This window comes from Xanthomonas sacchari (assembly GCF_040529065.1).
Taxonomy (GTDB): Bacteria; Pseudomonadota; Gammaproteobacteria; order Xanthomonadales; family Xanthomonadaceae; genus Xanthomonas_A; species Xanthomonas_A sacchari.
In genome coordinates this window covers 2150298-2170704 of the sequence record NZ_CP132343.1, presented here as the reverse complement: position 1 = coordinate 2170704, position 20407 = coordinate 2150298, and the positions used below count along the sequence as shown (strand labels likewise).

General features: G+C 68.0%; 19 protein-coding genes and 2 tRNA genes. 8 read left to right on the top strand and 13 right to left on the bottom strand.

What is annotated here, in order from left to right:
* Nucleotides 1-207: 207 nt before the first annotated feature.
* The 7 genes from RAB71_RS09145 to RAB71_RS09115 all read right to left on the bottom strand — a co-directional run bounded on the left by RAB71_RS09145 (nt 208) and on the right by RAB71_RS09115 (nt 6644).
* On the bottom strand, nt 208-2361 hold the full coding sequence (locus tag RAB71_RS09145) for a LamG-like jellyroll fold domain-containing protein (protein ID WP_010342605.1): 2154 nt from the start codon (nt 2359-2361) through the stop codon (nt 208-210).
* A 468-nt stretch (nt 2362-2829) separates the two neighbouring features.
* Nucleotides 2830-3243 carry a hypothetical protein gene (locus tag RAB71_RS09140; RefSeq protein WP_138985745.1) on the bottom strand — a complete coding sequence of 138 codons (414 nt, stop codon included), beginning with the start codon at nt 3241-3243 and terminating at the stop codon, nt 2830-2832.
* Nucleotides 3244-3466: 223 nt separating this feature from the next.
* Nucleotides 3467-4111, bottom strand: a complete 645-nt coding sequence (locus RAB71_RS09135) for a hypothetical protein (RefSeq protein ID WP_146095610.1) — start codon at nt 4109-4111, stop codon at nt 3467-3469.
* A complete protein-coding gene (locus RAB71_RS09130) occupies nt 4029-4349 on the bottom strand; it encodes a hypothetical protein (RefSeq protein WP_138985747.1) in 321 nt (106 codons plus the stop codon). The genes RAB71_RS09135 and RAB71_RS09130 overlap by 83 nt, the downstream gene beginning before the upstream one ends.
* A 125-nt stretch (nt 4350-4474) precedes the next feature.
* Nucleotides 4475-4561, bottom strand: a tRNA-Leu gene (locus RAB71_RS09125).
* Between the two features lie 188 nt (nt 4562-4749).
* Nucleotides 4750-6156, bottom strand: coding sequence for an oxygen-independent coproporphyrinogen III oxidase (hemN, locus tag RAB71_RS09120; protein WP_029562033.1), 1407 nt, complete (start codon nt 6154-6156; stop codon nt 4750-4752).
* 44 nt (nt 6157-6200) lie between these two features.
* The gene (locus RAB71_RS09115) at nt 6201-6644 is read right to left on the bottom strand and encodes a group III truncated hemoglobin (RefSeq protein ID WP_010342607.1); all 444 of its coding nucleotides are present in this window, start codon (nt 6642-6644) and stop codon (nt 6201-6203) included.
* A 226-nt stretch (nt 6645-6870) separates the two neighbouring features.
* On the opposite strand from RAB71_RS09115, the gene RAB71_RS09110 reads away from it, so the two are divergent.
* The 3 genes from RAB71_RS09110 (at nt 6871) to RAB71_RS09100 (ending at nt 9558) form a co-directional block, all read left to right on the top strand.
* Nucleotides 6871-7176 carry a hypothetical protein gene (locus RAB71_RS09110; protein ID WP_010342608.1) on the top strand — a complete coding sequence of 102 codons (306 nt, stop codon included), beginning with the start codon at nt 6871-6873 and terminating at the stop codon, nt 7174-7176.
* A gap of 11 nt (nt 7177-7187) precedes the next feature.
* A complete protein-coding gene (locus tag RAB71_RS09105; RefSeq protein WP_010342609.1) occupies nt 7188-8309 on the top strand; it encodes a 4Fe-4S dicluster domain-containing protein in 1122 nt (373 codons plus the stop codon).
* 232 nt (nt 8310-8541) lie between these two features.
* On the top strand, nt 8542-9558 hold the full coding sequence (locus RAB71_RS09100; protein WP_199774631.1) for a hypothetical protein: 1017 nt from the start codon (nt 8542-8544) through the stop codon (nt 9556-9558).
* A gap of 135 nt (nt 9559-9693) precedes the next feature.
* Here the strand turns inward: RAB71_RS09100 and RAB71_RS09095 are convergent, their stop codons facing one another.
* The 3 genes from RAB71_RS09095 to RAB71_RS09085 form a co-directional block, all read right to left on the bottom strand.
* On the bottom strand, nt 9694-10008 hold the full coding sequence (locus RAB71_RS09095) for a putative quinol monooxygenase (RefSeq protein WP_100224018.1): 315 nt from the start codon (nt 10006-10008) through the stop codon (nt 9694-9696).
* A gap of 69 nt (nt 10009-10077) precedes the next feature.
* Entirely contained in the window at nt 10078-10878 is an 801-nt protein-coding gene (locus RAB71_RS09090; protein WP_010342612.1) for an alpha/beta fold hydrolase, read from the bottom strand.
* Nucleotides 10875-11237 (bottom strand): nuclear transport factor 2 family protein, encoded by a 363-nt coding sequence (locus RAB71_RS09085; protein WP_010342613.1) that lies wholly within the window; start codon nt 11235-11237, stop codon nt 10875-10877. The genes RAB71_RS09090 and RAB71_RS09085 overlap by 4 nt, the downstream gene beginning before the upstream one ends.
* A gap of 105 nt (nt 11238-11342) precedes the next feature.
* Between RAB71_RS09085 and RAB71_RS09080 the strand changes: the two genes are divergently transcribed.
* Complete coding sequence (locus RAB71_RS09080; RefSeq protein ID WP_010342614.1) at nt 11343-12137, top strand: helix-turn-helix domain-containing protein; 795 nt, start codon at nt 11343-11345, stop codon at nt 12135-12137.
* A gap of 140 nt (nt 12138-12277) precedes the next feature.
* On the opposite strand, the gene RAB71_RS09075 is transcribed toward RAB71_RS09080, so the two are convergent.
* The 3 genes from RAB71_RS09075 to RAB71_RS09065 all read right to left on the bottom strand — a co-directional run bounded on the left by RAB71_RS09075 (nt 12278) and on the right by RAB71_RS09065 (nt 13636).
* A tRNA-Gly gene (locus RAB71_RS09075) sits at nt 12278-12353 on the bottom strand.
* Nucleotides 12354-12684: 331 nt separating this feature from the next.
* Nucleotides 12685-13158 carry a DUF4087 domain-containing protein gene (locus tag RAB71_RS09070; protein WP_316685628.1) on the bottom strand — a complete coding sequence of 158 codons (474 nt, stop codon included), beginning with the start codon at nt 13156-13158 and terminating at the stop codon, nt 12685-12687.
* Nucleotides 13159-13177: 19 nt separating this feature from the next.
* Nucleotides 13178-13636: a hypothetical protein gene (locus RAB71_RS09065; protein ID WP_010342616.1), complete on the bottom strand. Its 459-nt coding sequence runs from the start codon at nt 13634-13636 to the stop codon at nt 13178-13180.
* A gap of 251 nt (nt 13637-13887) precedes the next feature.
* On the opposite strand from RAB71_RS09065, the gene RAB71_RS09060 reads away from it, so the two are divergent.
* The 4 genes from RAB71_RS09060 (at nt 13888) to RAB71_RS09045 (ending at nt 20385) form a co-directional block, all read left to right on the top strand.
* Nucleotides 13888-14460: an RNA polymerase sigma factor gene (locus RAB71_RS09060; RefSeq protein ID WP_010342617.1), complete on the top strand. Its 573-nt coding sequence runs from the start codon at nt 13888-13890 to the stop codon at nt 14458-14460.
* Nucleotides 14441-15490: a FecR domain-containing protein gene (locus tag RAB71_RS09055; protein ID WP_104609563.1), complete on the top strand. Its 1050-nt coding sequence runs from the start codon at nt 14441-14443 to the stop codon at nt 15488-15490. The genes RAB71_RS09060 and RAB71_RS09055 overlap by 20 nt, the downstream gene beginning before the upstream one ends.
* Before the next feature lie 67 nt (nt 15491-15557).
* Entirely contained in the window at nt 15558-18587 is a 3030-nt protein-coding gene (locus tag RAB71_RS09050; RefSeq protein ID WP_010342621.1) for a TonB-dependent receptor, read from the top strand.
* A gap of 127 nt (nt 18588-18714) precedes the next feature.
* Nucleotides 18715-20385, top strand: a complete 1671-nt coding sequence (locus RAB71_RS09045; RefSeq protein WP_010342622.1) for a hypothetical protein — start codon at nt 18715-18717, stop codon at nt 20383-20385.
* The last annotated feature ends 22 nt before the right edge of the window (nt 20386-20407 follow it).

Sequence of the window (20407 nt, the reverse complement as noted above, 5' to 3'; positions counted from 1 at the left end):
TTTGGCGGCCGCCCACGGCGAGGCTGCACTGAAGCGACTGGAAGCTCCATGCGCCAATATTAGACCGACCGTCTCAAAAAATACAAGGCCGAAAGCAGGCCGGACGGACCGGCCAGGAGAGACGCGCTCGGTGTATGCGAGATCGCATCGGTGCGGCCATGCACCGATGCGTGACAAGGCGTACGGGCAGCGCAGCTGCCCGACCTCTTAGCGGGCCAGGCCTGCGATGAAGCCCGCGTCCTGCGCGCCGCTATAGATGCGCAGATCCTGCATGCGGCCCTTGAAGTAGGGATCGCCGCCGTACTGGGAGCGGCCCAGCCAGGTCTGCGTGGTCTCGCCCAACTGGAAGGGATTGATCCAGATCCCGTCTGCGGTGGCGACCGGTTTGCCGTCCACGTAAAGCGTGCCCACCTTCCCCGAGAGTGCGGCCGCCACATGCACCCAGCGTCCGGTAGGCAACGCATCGGCCGTGACCGACTCTTCGTTCCAGAACTGATTGCGGGAACTCGAAAAGCGCAACTTGCCGCTGCCGTCGCGTGTGAGCAGCGCCATGTACGCCACGTCGTTGGAGCCGAAGTCGAAGATGCGCGCGTTGACCACCGACGCATCCAAGTACACCCACACCGCCACCGTGACATCGCCCAATGCCGACACCGCACCGTCGGGCAGCAGCACATGACCGCTACGGCCGTCGAACTGCAAGGCGCTGCCGCCATTACGGCCTGCACCCCAGCTGGTGCCGCCCTGCAAGCGTCCATGCTGCCCGCGGCCGCTGGTGTCGTTGACATCGCCGTTGAGCGGCAGGTGCAACCACAGCTCGCCGGGAACCGCCACGCGCGCAGTCTCCGCACCGAGCATCGGCCCGGCGTCCTTGGTCAGTGCAACGATGCGGTAGTACCAGGTGCCCTGCGCGGGAACGTCGGTGTAGGTACACGGATCGGCGACGCGCGCGATCGCCGCGAACGGGCCGTTGGGCGACGCGGCACGCTGCACCACGTACAGCGAAGCGCCTGCACTGCCCCACCACGACAGTTGCACCTTTCCGCTGCTCAGGAAAGCGCTAAGGCCGCTGGGTGCGGCCGGCGCGACCGGATCGCGCGCATAGAGCAAGGTGCCGATGCCCGGCTGATCGCCACCATCGACGCGCTCGGGCCGGATCATGTCGCGCATCGCCTCGCTCCAGGGAGCCGCGAGTCCCTTGCGGTTCACATAGTGGTTGCAGATGAGTTCCCAGTTGGGCCGCAGTTGATTGGTGCCCGCCGTCGCGGTGCCAAGCCCGAACACCCCGTTGTAGGGCGCGAACGGCAGCGTGAACAGCGCATTGCCGCTGGTATCGGTCAGATTGGTCTTGGCCACGTATTCCGCACCGGCCAACAACCGGTTGTTCCAATGACCGAACAGATCCTCGCCCTGATTCCAGGCCATCTCGCACAACATGCCGGCCAGCGAGATGCCGAGGGTCGAGTGACCCTGATCGCGATGGCTCTCCTGCCACTGCCCCAGATACCCAGGATGCAGGTAGTAGACGTTGTTGGCGCTCGCGCCGTTGCCGCGGCCCGTCTTGTAGTAGCCGCTCGCTTCGGCCATCAGGTCGGCGCGGTCGCAGAACACGCCGATCGCATAGATGGAGCAGATGTTGGCCAGGTCCCAGTTGGCCCAATAGTGCGTGACCTTTCTGATCTCCGTGCCGTTGTGGTTGACCAGGAAGTCGTGGCACTTCGGGTAGAACACGTTGAGCAGCATGGCCTGGAAGCGTGCCAGGTCTTGCTCCGCCCAACCGGAGTACGTCCGCATCAGCTCGGCGGCGTTGGCCCACTGGTTGCCGTAGAGGCCCGAGGCAAGATAGAGGTTCGAGTTGCCGCCCAGTTCGGTCAAGGTCGACGACCAGGCATTGAGGAACTCGATGGCCTTCTTCGCATAGCGCTCGTCGTTGCTGATCTTCCAGCGCAAGGCCAGGTGCAGCGTGCGCACCATGTCGCCGACCATCTGCCAATAGTTCTCGCCCTCCACGCCGCGCGTCACCAACGCCAAAGGACGCGGCGTCGCATCGAGGTTGGTGTCGTTGGTCTTGAGCATCATGTTCCAACCGCCCACCCACGGCTCGGCGTTGGCAGCCAACTTGTCGCGGATGCGCTGCATGTCGGCCTCGGTGACCAACAGGCCGGGATGCACGATACCGGACACCCCGGACGCAGCGGTGGCCAGCGCATCGGCGCCGCCGACGTGACGCAGCCCGGCAGACGTCGGCGAAGCGCCTACGGCACGTGCGGTGATTCCCAGTGCCAGCGCGCCTGCAGTCCCGAGAAGAAAGGTGCGGCGGCGCTGCAGGATGGCGTCGTCATCGTCGTTCGAATATTGCATCGCCTCTACCCTCCCCATCGAAAAGATGCGGGCGAGTCTAGCCCCAGGCATCGCGCGTATCGGCGATTGGAGCTGCGCCAACGACCGGCAATGCAACAAACCATGACGCGATGCCGAAGCTTGCGTGATGCGGCGCGCGCCTTGTCATCTGATAGACACGCGCGTCGCGAAAGCCATGGTTCGGTGGCGGTGCCGATCGCACCGGTTGCTTAGCACAGTTCGGCGTTGCTAGCACGAGCCTGGTTCGCGTCAGCCGCTCTTCGTCTCGCGACCGATGCATCACCGACCGTGACGCCATTCGGTGTGCGCCGAGAAACAATTCAAGCCCAGGATGGCGATACTCAAAAGCGGTTACGCACCGGGGTTTGTGGCCCGCCGTTGAAGAGGCCACAGTGGCAGTGGAGTACGCTGCTGCCTGGCTGCCTGGATGTGGAGACGCATCTGGCGCGGGGACATCCTCACCAGAACTCATGACTCCCACATCTCCTTCCTCACCACCCTCCACACTCCGGCCTTCTTTCTCAGAAATACATCTGCATTCTTTCCTGTAGGAGGAAACGAGATCTCGACAAAAGCCGCATCGTCATCAAAATAAATTTTATCAATACTGATGAATGGCCGACTCTGGCTAAATCCCGGCGTAGTTAGATACACGACCCTGACCCCACGCCTCTCGTCCGAGCACAGCTTTTCACTTGAATTAATCTGACTCGCGAGAAATGGCACATGAGGCAACTTGAAGTGTGTCGCACCATATTCATAAATCTCGGAGTCACTTTTTATTGCGAGCAGTATCTCGACACTCTGAGGACTGCACTGCGCAACTTTTCCGGCGCGAGCATTCTTTAAATACGCAAAGCTCACGAGCGCCAGCAGTGCCACCAAAACGCCGGCAATCAGGCCAGCACGAGATCGGCGTTGCATAGACGAAATCTCCGAATTGTCAGCACTGGCAGAAAGATCTACCAGTCCGCATAGATGGTCATCGCGACTCCAGATCAAGTCTGCAGCCGATAAAAATCATAGGCAAGACATTCTGGAATCTCATGCAATTCAACTCAGCCACACCAGACGCAGATGCCGCAAGGAAGCATGATCTTCCAAGTCACAACCTATTCCTGCCATCAACCGAATGCTCGAACACCACCCCACTTGATGGTATCTCCACATCAGAAAAAGCTGCCAACTTGGATCCCGGCTGGTCAAAAATCACCACTCCATATGGAGTTTTACATTTTTCATTTGTTATTTTTGAAAAATCAAGAAGTATGCGCCCATCTTCCGCGTCATACTCCCAAGCACCACCACCATCAATATCACCCACCACCGTAGAATCTGAACAGGCCACGGCTGCCGGGAACGCCTTTACTTCGAACTTCATATCATGACCCAGCCGCAACTGCCTAATTTCAGCATCGGCTTTCCTGCTATTCCAGAGCCCGTAATATGCATCTTCAGAGCGAGGCCTCCCGCAGCCAGAGATCAGGAACACAGCGGCAATGACTACAAGCAGATTTTTCACAAAATTGCACTGCCATTGAGCACAATCAAAATTTGAGTAAAACGCAAAGATCACCCCAGGAATTACGTTTGACGACCTCATTTTCCCAACACTATTGCGATAGCCCATCATAGCGAATGAGCCACCCGCCACATCTGGGCAGTTTTTAACCAGCCGCCAATGAGGTAATATCAAGCCGATGGAGTTTGGTTCTGATTTCTTCCAACACACCATGGAGCCGATCGGCATCCAACATATCACCCTTCAACTCGTCGCCTGTCAGGCATACCACGGGAATGTCTGACTCTGTTGCGGTCAGAGCTGAACCAGATTCGTAATAGCTGAAGACGTCCTGAAAATACCAGGTATCGCCCTCCACATCTTCATCCGAAAGATTCACCCCAAGACAAACGTAAGCCCGTATGACGGGCAAGCGCATCTTTGGGTCCAGATAGGTAACTCGATAGTAGATTTCATCGACCTGCATGCAACCACCTCGTCGGCAGGCAAAGAATTCTTCGGCAGCGCCAGTCCAATTTCCAGGCTGCAAGACAGCTGCACAGCGGCGGAGCCGATCGGACCCGCCAAAGCACTGAAACTCTTACACACCCATGGTGCCCGGAGCCGGAATCGAACCGGCATGGGGTTGCCCCCGGCGGATTTTAAGTCCGATGCGTCTACCAGTTTCGCCATCCGGGCCTGGTGGCGCGTAGCGTGCCTGATCGCGCGGCGCTTGTGAACCGCAGGGCGCTGCCGATCCGCCAGACGCGCCGAACCGAGACAGCACATGCCGGCATCGGCAGGCCTGCGCACCGCCGCCCAAAAAACCCCGGCACCGCCGCCACGGCGGCACCGGGGACGCCAACGGCAAGCGTGGCGCGCGGCGCTCAGATCGCGCGTGAGTAGCGCGCCGGCTGGTCGGGCTGGCGCAGGTAGCGGTCGAAGCACATGGCGATCAGGCGCAGCAGCGGGCGGCCGCGGGCGGTGGCCTCGACCACGCCGTCGCGGTAGTCGGCCAGGCCGTCCGCGCACAGCGGCGCCAGCGCGCGCAGTTCCTCGCGGAAATAGCTGGCGACGTCGATGCCGTGGCGCCGCGCCACCGCCGCCACGTCCACCCGCCCCTGGCACATCAGCTGCTGGATCAGCTCGGCGCGCAGGGCGTCGTCGGTGCTGAGTTGCAGGCCGCGCAGCACCGGGCTGTCGCCGGCATCCACCGCCGCCTCCCAGGCCGGCAGGTCGCGCTGGTTCTGGCTGTAGCTGGCGCCGATGCGGCTGATCGCGCTGACGCCCAGGCCCAGCAGGTCGGTGTCGGCGTGGGTGGTGTAGCCCATGAAGTTGCGGTGCAGGCTGCCCTGCCGCTGCGCGCGCGCCAGATCTTCCTGCGGCAGCGCGAAGTGGTCCATGCCGATGTACTGGTAGCCCGCTGCAGAGAGCCGGCTGACCGCCAGCCCAAGCAGCGCCAGCTTCTGCTCGGCATCGGGCAGGTCGGCGTCGGCGATGCGCCGCTGCGCCTTGAACAGCTGCGGCATGTGCGCGTAGCCGTAGACCGCCAGGCGGTCCGGTCGCGCCGCGATCACCGTCGCCAGGGTTTGCTCGAACCCGGCCAGGGTCTGCCGCGGCAGGCCGTAGATCAGGTCCACGTTGACTGAACGCATGCCGTGCGTGCGACAGGCACGCAGGATGTCCAGGGTCTCGTGCACGCCCTGGCGACGGTTGATCGCCTGCTGCACCAGTGGATCGAAATCCTGGATGCCCAGGCTGGCGCGGTTGAAGCCCAGCTCGGCGAGGGTGGCGATGTCCTGCGGCGTCACCGTGCGCGGGTCCAGTTCGATCGACATCTCGCGGTCCGGCGCCTGGCTGAAGCGGAACAGGCCGCGCAGGCCCTGCACCAGTTCGCCGAGCAGCTCCGGCGCGAGGAAGTTGGGGGTCCCGCCGCCCAGGTGCAGTTGCACCACCTCGCGTTCGCCGTCGAAACACGCAGCCATCATCGCCGCCTCGCGCAGCAGCCGCTGCACGTAGGCGCGGCCGCGCTGCGGGTCGCGGGTGATGACCCGGTGGCAGCCGCAGTAGAAACACGGGCTGCGGCAGAATGGGACGTGGACGTAGAGCGACAGCGGCCGCCGCGGATCGCTGGCCTGGACCGCGGCGAACAACTGCGCCGGGCCGAAACCGGTCTGGAAATGCGGCGCGGTCGGGTACGAGGTGTAGCGCGGGCCGGGACGATCGTAGCGGCGCAACAGGTCGGCGTCGAAGGTCCAGGCGGCTGAGGGATCGGGCGCGGTGAGGATGTCCATGGACCGAGCATGCGCGGCGCGCGGTGCGGCCGCCTTGACCTGGATCAATCCGCGCACGCGGCCGGCGGCAACGGCGACACCGGCTCGAACGGGCGCCAGCTCATCTGGTGGCGGCGCCAGAAGGTTTCGGCGATGCGCTGTGCGATGTCGTCGGCCAGCAGGCGCATTGGCTGGTTGGCCAGCTCGGCGGTCGTGGCGCGGAACAGGCCCAGCCAGCGCTGGAACAGCAGGGCGCTGAGTTCGCGCATGGCCATGTGCCGCGGCATCGGCGCACCACGGAAGCGCCGCGTGCCGCGCAGCATCGCCGACCAGAAATCGCACAGCTGCTGCTGGTGCGCGTCCCAGTCCTCGATGTGCGCGGCGAACACCGTAGACAGATCCGCATCGGCGCGCACGCGGCGGTAGAACACCTCCACCAGCGCCTGCACCTCCGCTTCGCTGCATAGGTCCGGCCCCGGCAAGGGCATGCCTTCGATCTCGTCCTGCATGGCCCGCTCCACCTCGTTCGACCTGCCCAGTCTCCACGCGGTGGCAGCGGCGGCCTTGATCAGGATCAATGCCCGCCCTGCCCGCGCTGCCTAGTCTGCGACTGCGGCATGCGCCGACGCCGGTGTCGACGGGGGATCGGCGGCCAGGCGGCTGGCAGGCGCGGCGACGTGTGGCGCCGCTGCCTTGGCGCATGCCGCATCTCCCTTTCGCGATGGAACCACCGTCATGCCCTCAGCCGACGATCCGCTGCTCGACCCGCTCGATCCCGACGCGCCGCGCCCGCTGGTGCAGCGGTTGGGAGTGATTCTGTGGCCGAGCTTCCTGGTCGCCGGCGCCATGAGCGTGCTGTTCTTCGCCCTGGTCGATCCGCTGGCGCTGCGCGACATCACCTTCCCCGGCCGCCAGCTGAGCCGCGAACTGGGCTATACGGTGGGCTTCTTCATGTTCTGGCTGGCGACGCTGGCCTCGAGCCTGCTGACCGGCTTCCTGTTGCGTCCGGCGCCGCATGGCGACGACACGCCGCTGTCCTGAGCGGACTGCCGATGCCGCGTCCCATTCCCCTGCACCTGGTCACTGCGCCCGTCACCGCGGCCGGTCCTGCGCCGCCACATCGCTACACGCAGGTGCGCCGCATCGTGCTTTGGCTGCTGTTTGCCGGTTTCTACATGCTGCCGTGGATGCGCTGGCAGGGCCGCCAGGCGCTGCTGCTGGACCTGCCGGCGCGGCGCTTCGATCTGTTCGGCTGGACCTTGTGGCCGCACGACGTCGGCTGGCTGCTGCTGGCGCTGGGGACTGCCGCGGCGGCCCTGGCGGTGCTCACCACCCTGGCCGGACGCCTGTGGTGCGGCGTCGCCTGTCCGCAGACGGTGTGGAGCCATGCCTTCGCCTGGATCGAGCGCCGTTTCGCCGGCTGGCCCGCCGCGGCGCGCCACGTGGTGTGGGCGAGCGTGGCGCTGTGGACCGGGGTCAGCTTCGTCGGCTATTTCGTGCCGGTCGCCGACCTGGTCGCACGCCTGCATCCATTCGCCTGGAGCGGCTGGGAGACGTTCTGGGTGCTGTTCTACGCGCTGGCCACCTGGGGCAATGCCGGCTTCCTGCGCAGCCAGGTCTGCCGCTACCTGTGCCCGTACGCGCGCCTGCAGCCGCTGCTGTGCGACCGCGACACGCCGCTGATCGGCTACGACGCGATGCGCGGCGAACCGCGCGGCGCCCGCGCCTGCGGCCACGGCAGCATCGCCCAGCGCGGGCGGCGCCTGCTCGATCCCGTCACCGCCCGCGACTATGCCTGGCGCGCCAGCATCGCCCAGCTCGCCGGCCAGGGCGGCAGCCGCGGCGAGGCACTGGCTGCGTATGCCGGCACCCTGCCCAAGTTCAGCGCCGAGCAGCTTGGCGACTGCGTGGCCTGCGACGCCTGCGTGCAGGCCTGCCCGGCCGGCATCGACCCGCGCAACGGTGCGCACTACGCCTGCACCGCCTGCGGTGCCTGCATCGACGCCTGCGATCGCAGCATGGACCGCCATGGGTTCGCCCGTGGCCTGCTGCGCCGGGCCGGCGCCAATGCCATCGACCGCCAGCCGCGGCGCTGGTGGCGGCGGCCGCGGCTGCTGGGCGGCGTCGCCGCGCTGTCGATCGCGCTGATCGCGTGGTGGTGGCTGGCGGCGTAAGCCGATCCGGGCCGGCGCCAGTCGTTCTTGCAACATCGAACGGGCATCGCCGCCCCTGGGCCATGCGAACCCACGCGTGCAAAACAGGAAGCGCTCAGGTGGCGAAGCGCAACCGCGCTACGCTTGAAGCCGCGATCGCCCCTCTCCCTCGCCCGCGTATGCGGACGCGATGGGCGCGACGCATGTCCCGCGAAGCGGGACTTCCCCTCCACCGGATCCGCCAGGAGCGACCATGGGACACGCCAGGAATGGGCGCAGGCTGTTGACCTGCATCTGCCTCGCCATCGGCCTCTCGACCATCGCTTTTTCAGCGAGCGCGGCGCCAGCGACACACTATGTCGATCTCGCCACGCCGTTCGAACAGGCCGCGCTCGAGACGGCGGGCCAACCGGACGATGCACGGATCGCGGCGGTCCGGTCGCGCATCGATGCGATGCTGCCCGGGCTCTATCCAGAAGGTGCCGGCACAGACAAGCGGATCGACGCCGCTTTGCATCAGCTTTCCGCCGATCACGAGGACTACGACCGCGCCATCACCGATTTCCCGGCCGCCCTGAGCGGCGCGATCTTGCGATTCAAGCGTGTATTTCCCGGCTTCGCGTCACCGCTGCCGATCTACCTCTATCACTCGCTTGGGCAGCGTGACGGCGGCTCGGACTACCTGCAACCGGGCCATCGGCACGTGATGCTCTTCGGCGCCGACCTGATCGCGAAGTACCACGCCGACGATTCGCTCGAACCGTTCCTGATCCACGAGCTCTTCCATCTGCAACACGCCCGCCATTTCGCCGATTGCGACCAGCTCTGGTGCACGCTGTGGCAGGAAGCATTGGCCGTCGACGCGACCGCCACACTGGTGCCGCAGGCGACGGATCATCAATTGCTGCTCGACATCCCCGCGCCCATTCGCGCAGCGACCGATCGCCGCTGGTCGGTGGCCCTGTGCTTCGTCGCTGCACATTTCGACGACGCCGACAGCGCGGCGACCTCCAGCGCCCTGCAGATGGGCGGTCATCCCCCGGATGGGCTGCCGGATCGCTTCGGCTACTACCTGGGTCTGCGGCTTGCGCAAGCGACGGGCCTGGACATCGCCCGGCTTTCGCGCCTGGACAACAAGGCCGCGCGCCCGATCGCCCGGGCTGCGCTGGCGAAGCTGATGACGGACGCAGCGGTCACCTGCGCAGCGCCTTCAGTCAGCCCCGCGACGATGCGCCAGCAGACGAACGGTGCGCCTGGCGATGGACGCTGAGGCGCCGATGTCCTTGCGCGCAACCGTGCATCGGTCTGCGCGACCTCGGCCAGGTTCGCGGTCATCGCCACCACGATGCTCGCGCAACGCCGAGTCCAGCCCGCTCCCAATGCAGGCCGTCATTCGCGGCCGACCTCAGTCGGCGCGCAACACCGTCCAGATGGCGATCTGCCTCGGCGCAAGCAGCAGGTCGTCCAACGCGGCGTGCCACTCCCGCCGGTACGACCGATGCAGTTGCACGTCGAGGACATCTTCGCGGTCGGTCCAGGTCTCGTGTAGCTGGAAGACATTCGGTCGCTCGGGATCGACGTGCAGCGCCGCACGCACGAAGGTCTGCTCGTGACGCATCGCGTCGAGCACTGGATCGAGCAGTATGCGAAAGCGGTCGACCTGATCCAGCTTGACGTGGAAGGTGATGACGTACATTTCAGGAAGTGTTCTCGCACTCATGCCAGCGTCTCCGCTATCTGCACTTCGGCGACACGATCGGCGCCGTCGCGTTCGCCCTCGACCCGCAGCTCATGCGCAGCACCTCACCCGCCGCACGATGTCGCTGGCGAGCCGCGCCGCATGCGTCACCATCACGCCGTGGGCCACGCCTTCGTAGACGATCAGTTCGGCGCCCGGGATGATCGCCGCATAGACACGGCCACTGGCATCGAGTGGCGCGGACACGTCGCGATCGCCATGCAGGAGGGTGACCGGCAACGTGAGCGCGGCGGCCTCCGCCGAGAGATCGCTCAGCGCGATGGTGCGCTGGAACGCGACCACGGCGCGGCGCGAGCAGTCCAGCACCATGGTGGCCATCCACGCGTTGACGCGGTCCGATGCACCTGGCGCGAAGGGCGCGATATTGGCGTCGATCCAGCCCGACAGGTCGAAGGCGAGCTGCGCGCACAATGCATCCACCATCGCCGGGGTGATCCCGCTGTTGCCGACGACCCGCGGACCGGTCGCGCCGACAAGGATCAATCGCGCGATCCGGGTACGACCGTGGCGCGCGAGATAGCGGATCGCCTCGCCGCCCGCCCCCGAATGCGCCACCAGCGTGACGCTCTCCAGATCGAGCGTCTCCAGCACGGCAGCCAGGTCGTCGGCGAGCGCGTCGTAGCCGTAGTCGGCACGGTCGGTCGAGCGTCCGTGGCCATTGCGGTCGTACGCGATGGCGCGCAGGCCGGCGGCGTTGAGATGGAGCATGGTGTCGCCCCAGATCCGCCCGTCCATCGCCCAGCCCGCCAGCAAAACCACAGGCGGACCCTCGCCCCAGTCGCGCACGAACAGCGCATGACCATCGCCACGCGGGATGAGGGCCGGCGTCATGCGCTGTCCTTGTCGAGAAAGCCGATGACTTCGGCGATGCGCCCGTCCGCTGCGAGTCTGGCGATATCGGTGCCGGCGGCGATCGGCGCGCCGTGTTCGGGCGACAGCGTCCAGGAAAAGCGCACGAAGGCGCCGTGCGCATCGGGCGTGCCGCGCAGCGCGAATCGGTGGCCGGCAACCTGTGCGCGGGCAGCCGCGATCATCGCGGCGATGCCGTCATGGCCGGCGCCGGTCATCATCGGATCGGCGTAGCGGGCATCGGGGGTCCAGCCGTCCGCCAAGCGCCGGTCGCGCGAGGCCGCATCGGCATCGTTCCATAGCGCAAGATAGGCACGTGCCAGCGTGTCCGGGTCGTTCATCGCCATCTCCTCGTCGTTGATGGGCCGAGCATGCCGATGCCGATCCGACGACGCGATTACCTCGCAGGTAATGGCACCACCGCCGCAGGTCGCTAGGATGAGGACATGACCACACACGCGATCACCGTGGGCGACGTGCTGCGCGACTGGCGGGCCAGGCGCCGGCTCAGCCAACTCGATCTGGCCTGCGCGGCAGAGGTGTCCACGCGCCATCTGAGCTTCGTCGAGAGCGGGCGGGCGGCGCCCAGCCGCGACCTGCTGCTGCGCCTGGCCGAACCGCTGGCGATGCCGCTCAGGGAACAGAACCGGCTGCTGCACGCCGCGGGCTATGCGCCGGTGCATGGCGAGCGCGCCCTCGACGCGCCCGACATGGCGGCTGCGCTGGCGGCCGTCGACGCGGTGCTGCGCGCTCACGCCCCGTTTCCTGCACTTGCGGTCGACCGTCACTGGAACCTGGTGCGTGCCAACGACGCAGCGGCCGCGATGCTGGTCGGCATCGATCCGGCGCTGCTGGCGGCGCCCGTCAACCTGTTGCGCGCGACCCTGCATCCCGATGGCCTGGCGCCGCGCATCGCCAACCTCGCCGAATGGCGGCATCATCTGCTGGCCCGGCTTCGCCTCGAGATCGACCGATCGGCCGATCCCGAGCTCGAAAAGCTGCATGCCGAACTCAACGGCTTCCCCTGTCCGGCCAGCGATCGCCCGCACGGCGCTGCCGCGCGGATCGCGGTGCCGCTTTCGATCCGCAGCGGAGCCAGCGGGAGCATCCTGTCGTTTCTCTCCACCACCACGGTCTTTGGTACCGCAACGGACGTGACCCTGGCGGAGCTGACGCTGGAATGCTTCTACCCCGCCGACGATGCGACCAGACAGGCGCTCCTCACCGGCTCGCTTGCGTGAGCGAAGGCTCAGCGCGCAGCGCCGGCAGCGAGGCCGGATCTGACGTTCTCAGGGAAAAGACGGATCGCGGAAACGAAAAAAGGAGCCGCAGCTCCTTTTTCGGGGTTTCACCCGCCTCGCAAGAGGCACGTGACGCAATCTGGAGCGGGAAACGAGACTCGAACTCGCGACCTCAACCTTGGCAAGGTTGCGCTCTACCAACTGAGCTATTCCCGCTTGGGAGCCGCGCATTCTACACGCCTCCCAGGAGGTGCGCTAGTCCTTCGTTGCAAAAAAATGTCTGCCGCCGGCCGGCGGCGTGCCAGGTCGCGATTCGGCCTTTCCATTCGCGGTTCGGCGGCGTTGGGGTCGGACCGGCAGCAGCCGCCTGCACGCCGGTCGGGCAGCCACCGGCCGGCGCGACAGGCCGTCCGATCCTGAACGCAGCGAACGGTGACCATGGCGGCATTCGGCCGGGCATGGCCGCCTCGCTGAATCGGAGCGCATTCTCAGCAGCAACGCGTCCCCCGATGGGAACGCGCCGGCAACCGGCCAAGCAACCGAGGCGCTACTTCAGCGGATTCTCCGGCTCCCTGCCCTGCAGCGCCTTGTCCTGTCGGCAGGTCTTCAAGGGCTGCGCCGTGGCCGCCACGATCGTGGTGACTTCCTGGGTGTCGTCACGCGCGCGCACCTTGAGGCAGGCGCAGCCATAACCGGCACTGCCCGTGCCGGTCGCCACCCAGCGCGCTGGCGGAAACGTCGGCCACGTGCCCTCGGCCTGGTGCCCGCCCTGCTGGCCGACCGTCCATTCGCCGTCCTTGTCCACGAGCGTGGCATTGCCTGGCGTGGGATTGTCGAACCAGCCGCAGCGGGTGACGGTCTGCGCAGGCGGCGCCGCCTGTGCAACAGCGCCCAGGCTCAGCGCGACGACCAAGGCCGCGCCGATGACGCGCATGCACTGCAGGACGGGACGCGTTGGAGTCATGCGGTCAGGCGCGAATGGCGAGGCCTGCATCATCGCAAAAACGACCTGTGCCGGCATGCCGGAACGCCGCAGCGCGTCAGCGCCCGTTCCCCTGCTCCTGGTAGTCCGTCAGGTAGTGCTCCGGATTGCTCTGCGCCGACAGATCGGCGTCGTAGCGCACCAAGGCCGGCTTCGGCGTGCCCGGCACGTACAGCTCGCCCGTGGCCTCGCTGACGATCAGCAGCACGTAGGGGCGGCCGTCGAGCTGCACGGTGTAGCGCGTGTCCCTGTCGGTGCTGCGCGTGCTGGCGAGCAGGATCCTGCCGTCGATGGCGCTGTCCGCGTCGATGACCTGGATCAGCGCCTGCTGGCGCTCACGCGGGCCATAGCGCAGCGTCGACACTTTCACGCCATCGGCCGAGGCGTAGGCCTTGACCTGCTTGGCCACCTCCGGCCGCGCCGGCTCGGCGGATGCGCTGGTGGTGGCGCCGGCCAGCGGCAGCGCGCACAGCAGGAGGGCGAAGGTGTGGTGACGCAAACGGGACAGCAGGTGCATTGGCCGGGTCCTTGGTGGGAAACTAGATGGAGTGACCGGGCCGATCGCCTCGGCCCGTGCTGGAATAGACGAAGCAGACCGCCGCTTCCCCCATGGCAGCGGACCGAGGAGTAGCACAGTGACAGGACGCACCCTGCTTTGCCGCTGCGGCGGTCCCCTGGCAGCACCGCCGCCCCTTGCGCGCAGCGCCGCGCACGCCCAGCGCCTGCGCCACCGCGCACGTGCGCGGCGCGCCTGCATGGAGCGATGCCATGGCGAATGAACTGGACCGCTGGTTCGCCCAGCACATCCTCGCCCACGAGTCGGCGCTCATCGCCTACCTGATGCGCTGCTGGCCGCATCCGCAGGAGATCCACGATCTGCGCCAGGAGGTCTACACGCGCGTCTACGAAGCGGCGCGGCGCGCCTTGCCGGACACGCCGCAGGCGTTCCTGTTCGCCACCGCGCGCAACCTGATGGCCGACCGGGTGCGGCGCAGTCGCATCGTCTCCATCGAGGCGGTGGGGAATCCGGACGACCTGAACGTCCTGGTGGACGAACGCTCGCCGGAACGCTGGCTCGGCGGCCGCCAGGTGCTGGCACGGCTGGCCCATGCCCTGGACCGGCTGCCGGACCGCTGCCGCGAGGTGATCTGGCTGCGGCGGGTGGAGGAACTTTCGCAGAAGGAGGTGGCGGTGCGCCTGGGGATCAGCGAGAAGACCGTCGAGAAACACATGGCCAAGGGCGTGCGCCTGCTCGCCGATCATTTCCATGGCGCGGTGGTGACCACCGCGCCGATGCCCGTCGTGCTGCAGGAACCGCAAGATGGAAAGCTGGGCGATTGAAGCGCTGGCCGCGCAGTGGCTGACGCGGCGCGAAAGCGGCAACTGGCGCGAGGCGGACCAGGCCGAACTCGACGCATGGCTGGAGGCGTCCACCGCGCACCGGGTCGCGTTCCTGCGCCTGGACGTGGCCTGGAACGAAGCCGCGCGCCTGCGCGCGCTGGGCGCCGGCATTCCCGCCGGGCACCCGGCGCCGCGCGGCCTGAGCACGGGCCTGACGGTGACGCCGGGGCCGTCGCTTCCGCCACCGGCCACACCGCGCGCGGGCGCTGTGCGACAGCGCGCCACCTCCCGTCGCCGCGGGTGGCTGCTGGTCGCGCTCGGGGCCGCGGCCAGCGTCGCGGTCGCTGCCGGGCTGTATCTTCGCCTGGCGCCCGGGATGCCGATGGCCCAGGCCTACCGCACCGAGATCGGCGAACTGCGCACCGTCACCCTCGCCGATGGCTCACAGGCGACGCTGAGCAGCGACAGCCTGCTCGAGGCCAGCATCGGGCCGCAGGCGCGCCGAGTGGTGCTGCAGCGAGGCGAGGCGTTCTTCGCGGTCCGCAAGGATCCGACGCGACCGTTCGTGGTGCAGAGCGGCGTGCGTCGCGTGGTCGCGGTCGGCACCCGCTTCGACGTGCGCCAGGACCACGATGCGCTGCGCGTGGTGGTGACCGAAGGCATGGTGCGCATGGAGGAGACCGACGCCATGGACCGCACGCAGGCCGTGCTGCTGCCGGCCGGCAGCATCGCCACGGCGGATGCGCAGGGCGCGCGCGTGCAGCGCCGCAGCATCGCCGAGGCGGAGCGGCAACTGGACTGGCGCCAGGGCTACCTCAGTTTCGACGACGTGGCGTTGCCGCAGGCGGTGGCCGAGATCAACCGCTTCAACCGGCGGCCGCTGGTGCTGGCCGATCCGGCGCTGCAGGCGCTGCGGATCAGCGGCAGCATCCGCTGGAACGACCTGGAGGGCTTCGCGCGGCTGCTGGAACGCGAGTATCCGGTCCGCATGGAAGCGCATGCGGAAGCGGTGATCCTGCACCGCCGTTAGCCGCCGCAGCCGCACCGTGCTGCGCCGCGCCGCCCGCCTCGTTCCGTCGCACCACCAGGAGATGGAGATGTCGCATCGCTCGATCCAGCGGAGACTGACGTGGGGCGCGCTGCTCGCCACGGCAGCCGCCGCGGCGATCGCGCAGCCAGGCGGCTTCGACATCCCGGCCGGGCCGTTGGCGCCGGCACTGAACGCGCTGGCGCGGCAGGCGGGCCTGCAACTGCTGTATCGGCCCGACCTGGTCCGCGACCTGTCCACCCGCGGCGTGCACGACATCGCCGATCCGCTGCAGGCACTGGACGCGCTGCTGCAGGGCACCGGCCTGCAGGCCCGACGCGAGGGCAGCGATCTGGTGCTGCGGCGCATGGCCGCGGTCGCCGCACCGGCGCCTGTGCCACCCGCTGCCGCGGCGACGGCGCAACTTGCCACGCTGCAGGTGACCGGCTCGCGCCTCCCGCGCGCGCAACTGGAGGGGCCGGCGCCGGTGACGGCGATCGACGCCGGGCAGATCCGCGCCAACGGCTTCCAGCGCCTGCCGGATGTGCTGCGCGCGCTGACCCAGAACGGCGGCGAGACCCAGAGCCAGCAATCGGCCAGCGGCGCCGACTACACGCCGGGCGCCGAACAGGTGAGCCTGCGCGGGCTGGGTCCGAACCACACCCTGGTGCTGATCAACGGCCGCCGCGTGGCCGACTTCCCATTGCCGTTCAACGGGCGCAGCAACTTCGTCGACGTGGCGAGCATCCCGCTGGCCATGGTCGAGCGCATCGAGGTGCTGAGCGGCAGCGCCTCGGCGATCTACGGCTCCGACGCGATCGCCGGGGTGATCAACATCCTGCTCAAGCGCGACGCCGACGGCACCACCGTGGACGCCCGCGTCGGCCAGAGCAGCCGCGGCGACGCACGCACGCTGCAGGCCAGTCTCACCCACGGTTTCTCTGGAGAGACGCTGTCCGGCCTGGTCAGCGTCGAGGCGAATCTGCAACAGCCGCTATGGGCGTATCAGCGTGCCCGCCAGGATTCCAGTAGCGACGCCCCCACCGCACGCGCGGCGGCGCCGCGGCGCGCGTTCCTGCGCACCGATGCCAACGACGTGTATCTCGATCCGGGCGCGGCGACCTGTGCGCGGCTGGCGTCGCTCAACGATCACGACACCCGCTACAGCGCGCGCGACGGCGAAGGTGGCGGCGGCCTGCCCGGCTACTACTGCGGGAGCCGTCGCGCCATCGGCTACGGCACCGTGCTGCACCGCCGGCGCAGCGTCGATGCCTATGCCACGCTGCACCGCGCGCTGGGCACGCGTGCCGAGTGGTTCGCCGACGTGCAGGTGGGCCTGCAGGACATCGCGCTGATGCGCGGCGTTCAGACCTGGGCCTACATGCGCCCGGACGGCAACGAGGAAGGCTATTTCTACAACCGCCGCACCGCCCAGGTGGAGTACTGGAGCCGGCAGTTCGCCCCGGAGGAAATGGGCGGGCTGGACGTGGGCATGGTCCACAACCGGCAGCAGCGGCTCAGCGTGGCCACCGGCGTCGAGGGCGCGCTCGGCAGCGGCGATTGGGCCTACGAGGCGGTGCTGAGCCACTCCCAGGCGCGCCTGCGCACCACCTGGCCGCAGATCGTCGCCGCGCGTGCCAATGCCCTGTTCCTCGGCGAGCAGGTCGGCGTGGACCCGGGTTCGGGCTATCCGATGTTCGACGCCGACCCCGCACGGCTGTACACCGCGCTGACGCCGGCCGAGTACGCCGCGATCGCCGCACGCACCACCTACCGACCGCAAACGCGGGTCGATGCGGCCACGCTGACCCTGCGCCAACCGGCACTGTTCGGCCTGCGCGGCGGCGACGCCGGCCTCGCCCTGACCGCCGAGGTCGGCGCGCAGGCCTACGCCCTGCACCCCGACCCGCTGGCGACCCAGTCCTACTACTACAGCTGGCGCGACGCCGACGGCGCCGGCCAGCGTCGGCGCGGAGCGCTGGCCGCGGAACTGCGCCTGCCGCTGCTGGAGCCGCTGACCGTGGACAGCGCGGTGCGCTACGACCGCTATGCCTATTCCGGCCGCCAGATCGGCCGTTTCACCTGGAGCAGTGGCCTGGAGTGGCGACCGAGCGACCACCTGCTGCTGCGTGCCTCGCAGGGCCTGGCGTTCCGCGCGCCCGACCTGCACTACCTGTACGCCGGCGAGGGCATCGACGAAAGCGTGGGCACGGACTATGTCCGTTGCGCCCGCGAAGACGCCGCCGTGGCCGCGGCCGATTGCCGCTTCGACAGCGAACCGCTGCTGCGCCGGCGCCGCGGCAACCTGGACCTGAAGCCGGAGACCAGCCGTTCGTGGACGGCCGGGCTGGTGTGGTCGCCGCTGCAGGGGCTGGACCTGAGCCTGGATTACTTCGCCATCGATCTGCGCGACCAGGTGCAGGATCTGTCCGCCGACCGCGCGCTGCGCGACGAAGCCGACTGCCGCCTGGGCCGCCGCCCGCTCGCCTCGCCCGCCTGCCAGCAGAGCATCGCCCGCGTGGTCCGCAGTGCCGACGGCCGGCTCTACGCCGTCGCGCTGGCGCCGATGAACCTGGCGCGCACCACCACCAGCGGCATCGATGCGCTGCTGCACGGGCAACGCGAGACGCGCGTCGGGACGTTCGACGTGTCGCTGGCCTACACCTGGGTCCGCCAGTACCGCACCCAGCTCTACGCCGGCGAGCCGATGCAGGACGCGTTCGCGGCGAACAGCGGGGTCGACATGCCGCGTACCAAGGCCAACGCCAGCCTGCGCTGGTCGCGCCAGGCCTGGTCGGCGACCCTGCATGCGCAACGGCTGGGGCGCCTGCCCAGTTGGGAATCGGCCTTTGGCCGCTACGATGCCGGCAGCGGGCGATCGGCCTGGATCGGCGCCAGCTACCGCGTCAACGCCACCGTGGAATGCCGGCTCGATGCGCGCAGCACGCTCTCGCTGGCCGCGACCAACCTGCTGGATGCGATGCCACCGCGCGATCGCAGCGCCACGGTGTACCCGTTCTACGACATGTCCTGGTTCGACACCGTCGGCCGCCAGCTGTTCGTGCAGTACACCCGGCGCTTCGGGGCGGCGGCGCCCTAGTCGCGCGAGGCGGCAAGGTAGGGAAAGCCGCGACTGGCTCGTCTATCTACCGCAACGTCCCCCGCGGGAGACGCTGCCGCGCACTGCTGCCGGTTCCCGCACCGCCCTGTTCCGGAGCATCCGCTGCATGCAGACCCTGATCCAACGCGGCATGGCCGCCCTCCACCAGGACGACCTCGAGGGCCTGTACACGCTGTGGTCCGGCACCACCGTGCTCAACCATCTGCAGGCGGCCGACCTCGATCTGCTGATGCAGCGCTGCGATGCACGGATCCAGGCCGCGCCCGGCGAGGCGGCGCCGTGGCGGCTGAAGTGCCTGGTCTACCTGGACCGCAGCGAACACTTCAGCAGCGACCGCGCGCAGGCCTTGCGCACCGTCGCCGCCTGGGCCGAGCGCGCGATCGGCCTGGCCCCGCACGACGCCGAGGCGCATCGCCTGCTCGGCAGCGCGCACTACTGGCTGGACGAACCCGCCGCCGCGATCGGCGCCTACCGCACGGCGCATGCGCTGCAGCCACAGGTGGATCTGCAGGTGCGTCTGTTCGAGATGGAAGCGCTGCCGGCCGGGCAATCACCACAGCTGCTGCAGCTGGATTTTCGCGACCGTCATGCCTGCCACTACTACGGCGCCGGCGTGTCCATCGGCAAATGGAAGCACGCGGGGATGGATCCGGCCGACGCGGGCTACGTCGACGCTGTGCAGTTCGCACTCTACGAGCACGGCACCACGCTGTTCCGGCAGGCGCTGGAGTTGGGCGATGCAGCGACCTGCAACACCGACACACACAGCTTCGCGATGTGCTGCAACAACCTCGGCCTGCTGTACCTGGACCGCGGGCTGTACGCGCAGGCGCAGGCCATCCTCGAGGAAGGCCTGCGCCACAGCCAGTTCCAGTTCCTGTACCAGAACCTGCGCACGGCCTATCGCTACCAGGGCATGCACGCCGAGGCGGCGGAGCTGGCGCTGACCCTGATGCTGGACTACGACCTGGACACCCCGCTGTTCCTGGATTGCGCGCAGGCGGCGTGCAGCCATCTCAACCGCGTCGGCCGCCATGCCGACGTGCTGGAAATCGCCGATGCGGCGCAGGAGGCGTTCGAGACGCTGCCCGACGACGCGCAGGCCGATCCGGACCTGCTGCGCCTGTACGCGCTGGTGCAGGCGCACCACCGCCTGACCGCGGCGCGGGCGCTGGGCCGGCTGCAGCCGCAGCAGGTCGACACCGACCTGTCGCAGGCGGCCGCGCAAGCGAATCCGCACGACCTGGACACGCTGTTCGTGCATGCCAGCGCGCTCGGCGAGGCCCGCGCGTACCCGGCCGCGGTCGACGCCTACGGCGCCTTGATCGCCCAGGCCACGCAGCAGCAGGACGCGCAGGCGCTCAAGCGCGCGCGGCACGGGCGCGGTTACCTGCTGCTGTACTATCTGCCGGACGCCAAGGCCGCATTGCAGGACTTCCTCGCCGTGCAGCGCGACGGCACGGACGACTTCTACACGCACTACTACCAGGCCAACTGCCATTACGTGCTCAAGGACTATCGCAGCGCATTGCCGGCCTGCGACGCGGCGCGCGCCCTGCTCGACGACGACCTGTTGCAGGCGGACCCCGGCTCGGCGGCGCAGCTGTACATGATGGAAGCCAATTGCCACATGAATCTGGGCGCCTATCCTGCGTCGGTCGCCGCCTTCGAGCGCTCGCTGGCGCTGCACGAGCGCGCGGACGTGCGCGAGAGCTACGAGCTGGCCCGGCAACTGGCGGCCAAGCCGAAGAAGCGGCTGTTCGGGCTGTTCTCGTGATCGCCGGCGCATGAGCCACGCT

What these genes read in the sequence shown, in the direction of transcription:
- RAB71_RS09145 (WP_010342605.1), bottom strand. Translation starts at nt 2,361, where the DNA reads ATGCAATATTCGAACGACGATGACGACGCCATCCTGCAGCGCCGCCGC.
- RAB71_RS09135 (WP_146095610.1), bottom strand. Translation starts at nt 4,111, where the DNA reads ATGCCGATCGGCTCCATGGTGTGTTGGAAGAAATCAGAACCAAACTCC.
- RAB71_RS09130 (WP_138985747.1), bottom strand. Translation starts at nt 4,349, where the DNA reads ATGCAGGTCGATGAAATCTACTATCGAGTTACCTATCTGGACCCAAAG.
- hemN (WP_029562033.1), bottom strand. Translation starts at nt 6,156, where the DNA reads ATGGACATCCTCACCGCGCCCGATCCCTCAGCCGCCTGGACCTTCGAC.
- RAB71_RS09115 (WP_010342607.1), bottom strand. Translation starts at nt 6,644, where the DNA reads ATGCAGGACGAGATCGAAGGCATGCCCTTGCCGGGGCCGGACCTATGC.
- RAB71_RS09110 (WP_010342608.1), top strand. Translation starts at nt 6,871, where the DNA reads ATGCCCTCAGCCGACGATCCGCTGCTCGACCCGCTCGATCCCGACGCG.
- RAB71_RS09105 (WP_010342609.1), top strand. Translation starts at nt 7,188, where the DNA reads ATGCCGCGTCCCATTCCCCTGCACCTGGTCACTGCGCCCGTCACCGCG.
- RAB71_RS09100 (WP_199774631.1), top strand. Translation starts at nt 8,542, where the DNA reads ATGGGACACGCCAGGAATGGGCGCAGGCTGTTGACCTGCATCTGCCTC.
- RAB71_RS09095 (WP_100224018.1), bottom strand. Translation starts at nt 10,008, where the DNA reads ATGAGTGCGAGAACACTTCCTGAAATGTACGTCATCACCTTCCACGTC.
- RAB71_RS09090 (WP_010342612.1), bottom strand. Translation starts at nt 10,878, where the DNA reads ATGACGCCGGCCCTCATCCCGCGTGGCGATGGTCATGCGCTGTTCGTG.
- RAB71_RS09085 (WP_010342613.1), bottom strand. Translation starts at nt 11,237, where the DNA reads ATGAACGACCCGGACACGCTGGCACGTGCCTATCTTGCGCTATGGAAC.
- RAB71_RS09080 (WP_010342614.1), top strand. Translation starts at nt 11,343, where the DNA reads ATGACCACACACGCGATCACCGTGGGCGACGTGCTGCGCGACTGGCGG.
- RAB71_RS09070 (WP_316685628.1), bottom strand. Translation starts at nt 13,158, where the DNA reads ATGCCGGCACAGGTCGTTTTTGCGATGATGCAGGCCTCGCCATTCGCG.
- RAB71_RS09065 (WP_010342616.1), bottom strand. Translation starts at nt 13,636, where the DNA reads ATGCACCTGCTGTCCCGTTTGCGTCACCACACCTTCGCCCTCCTGCTG.
- RAB71_RS09060 (WP_010342617.1), top strand. Translation starts at nt 13,888, where the DNA reads ATGGCGAATGAACTGGACCGCTGGTTCGCCCAGCACATCCTCGCCCAC.
- RAB71_RS09055 (WP_104609563.1), top strand. Translation starts at nt 14,441, where the DNA reads ATGGAAAGCTGGGCGATTGAAGCGCTGGCCGCGCAGTGGCTGACGCGG.
- RAB71_RS09050 (WP_010342621.1), top strand. Translation starts at nt 15,558, where the DNA reads ATGTCGCATCGCTCGATCCAGCGGAGACTGACGTGGGGCGCGCTGCTC.
- RAB71_RS09045 (WP_010342622.1), top strand. Translation starts at nt 18,715, where the DNA reads ATGCAGACCCTGATCCAACGCGGCATGGCCGCCCTCCACCAGGACGAC.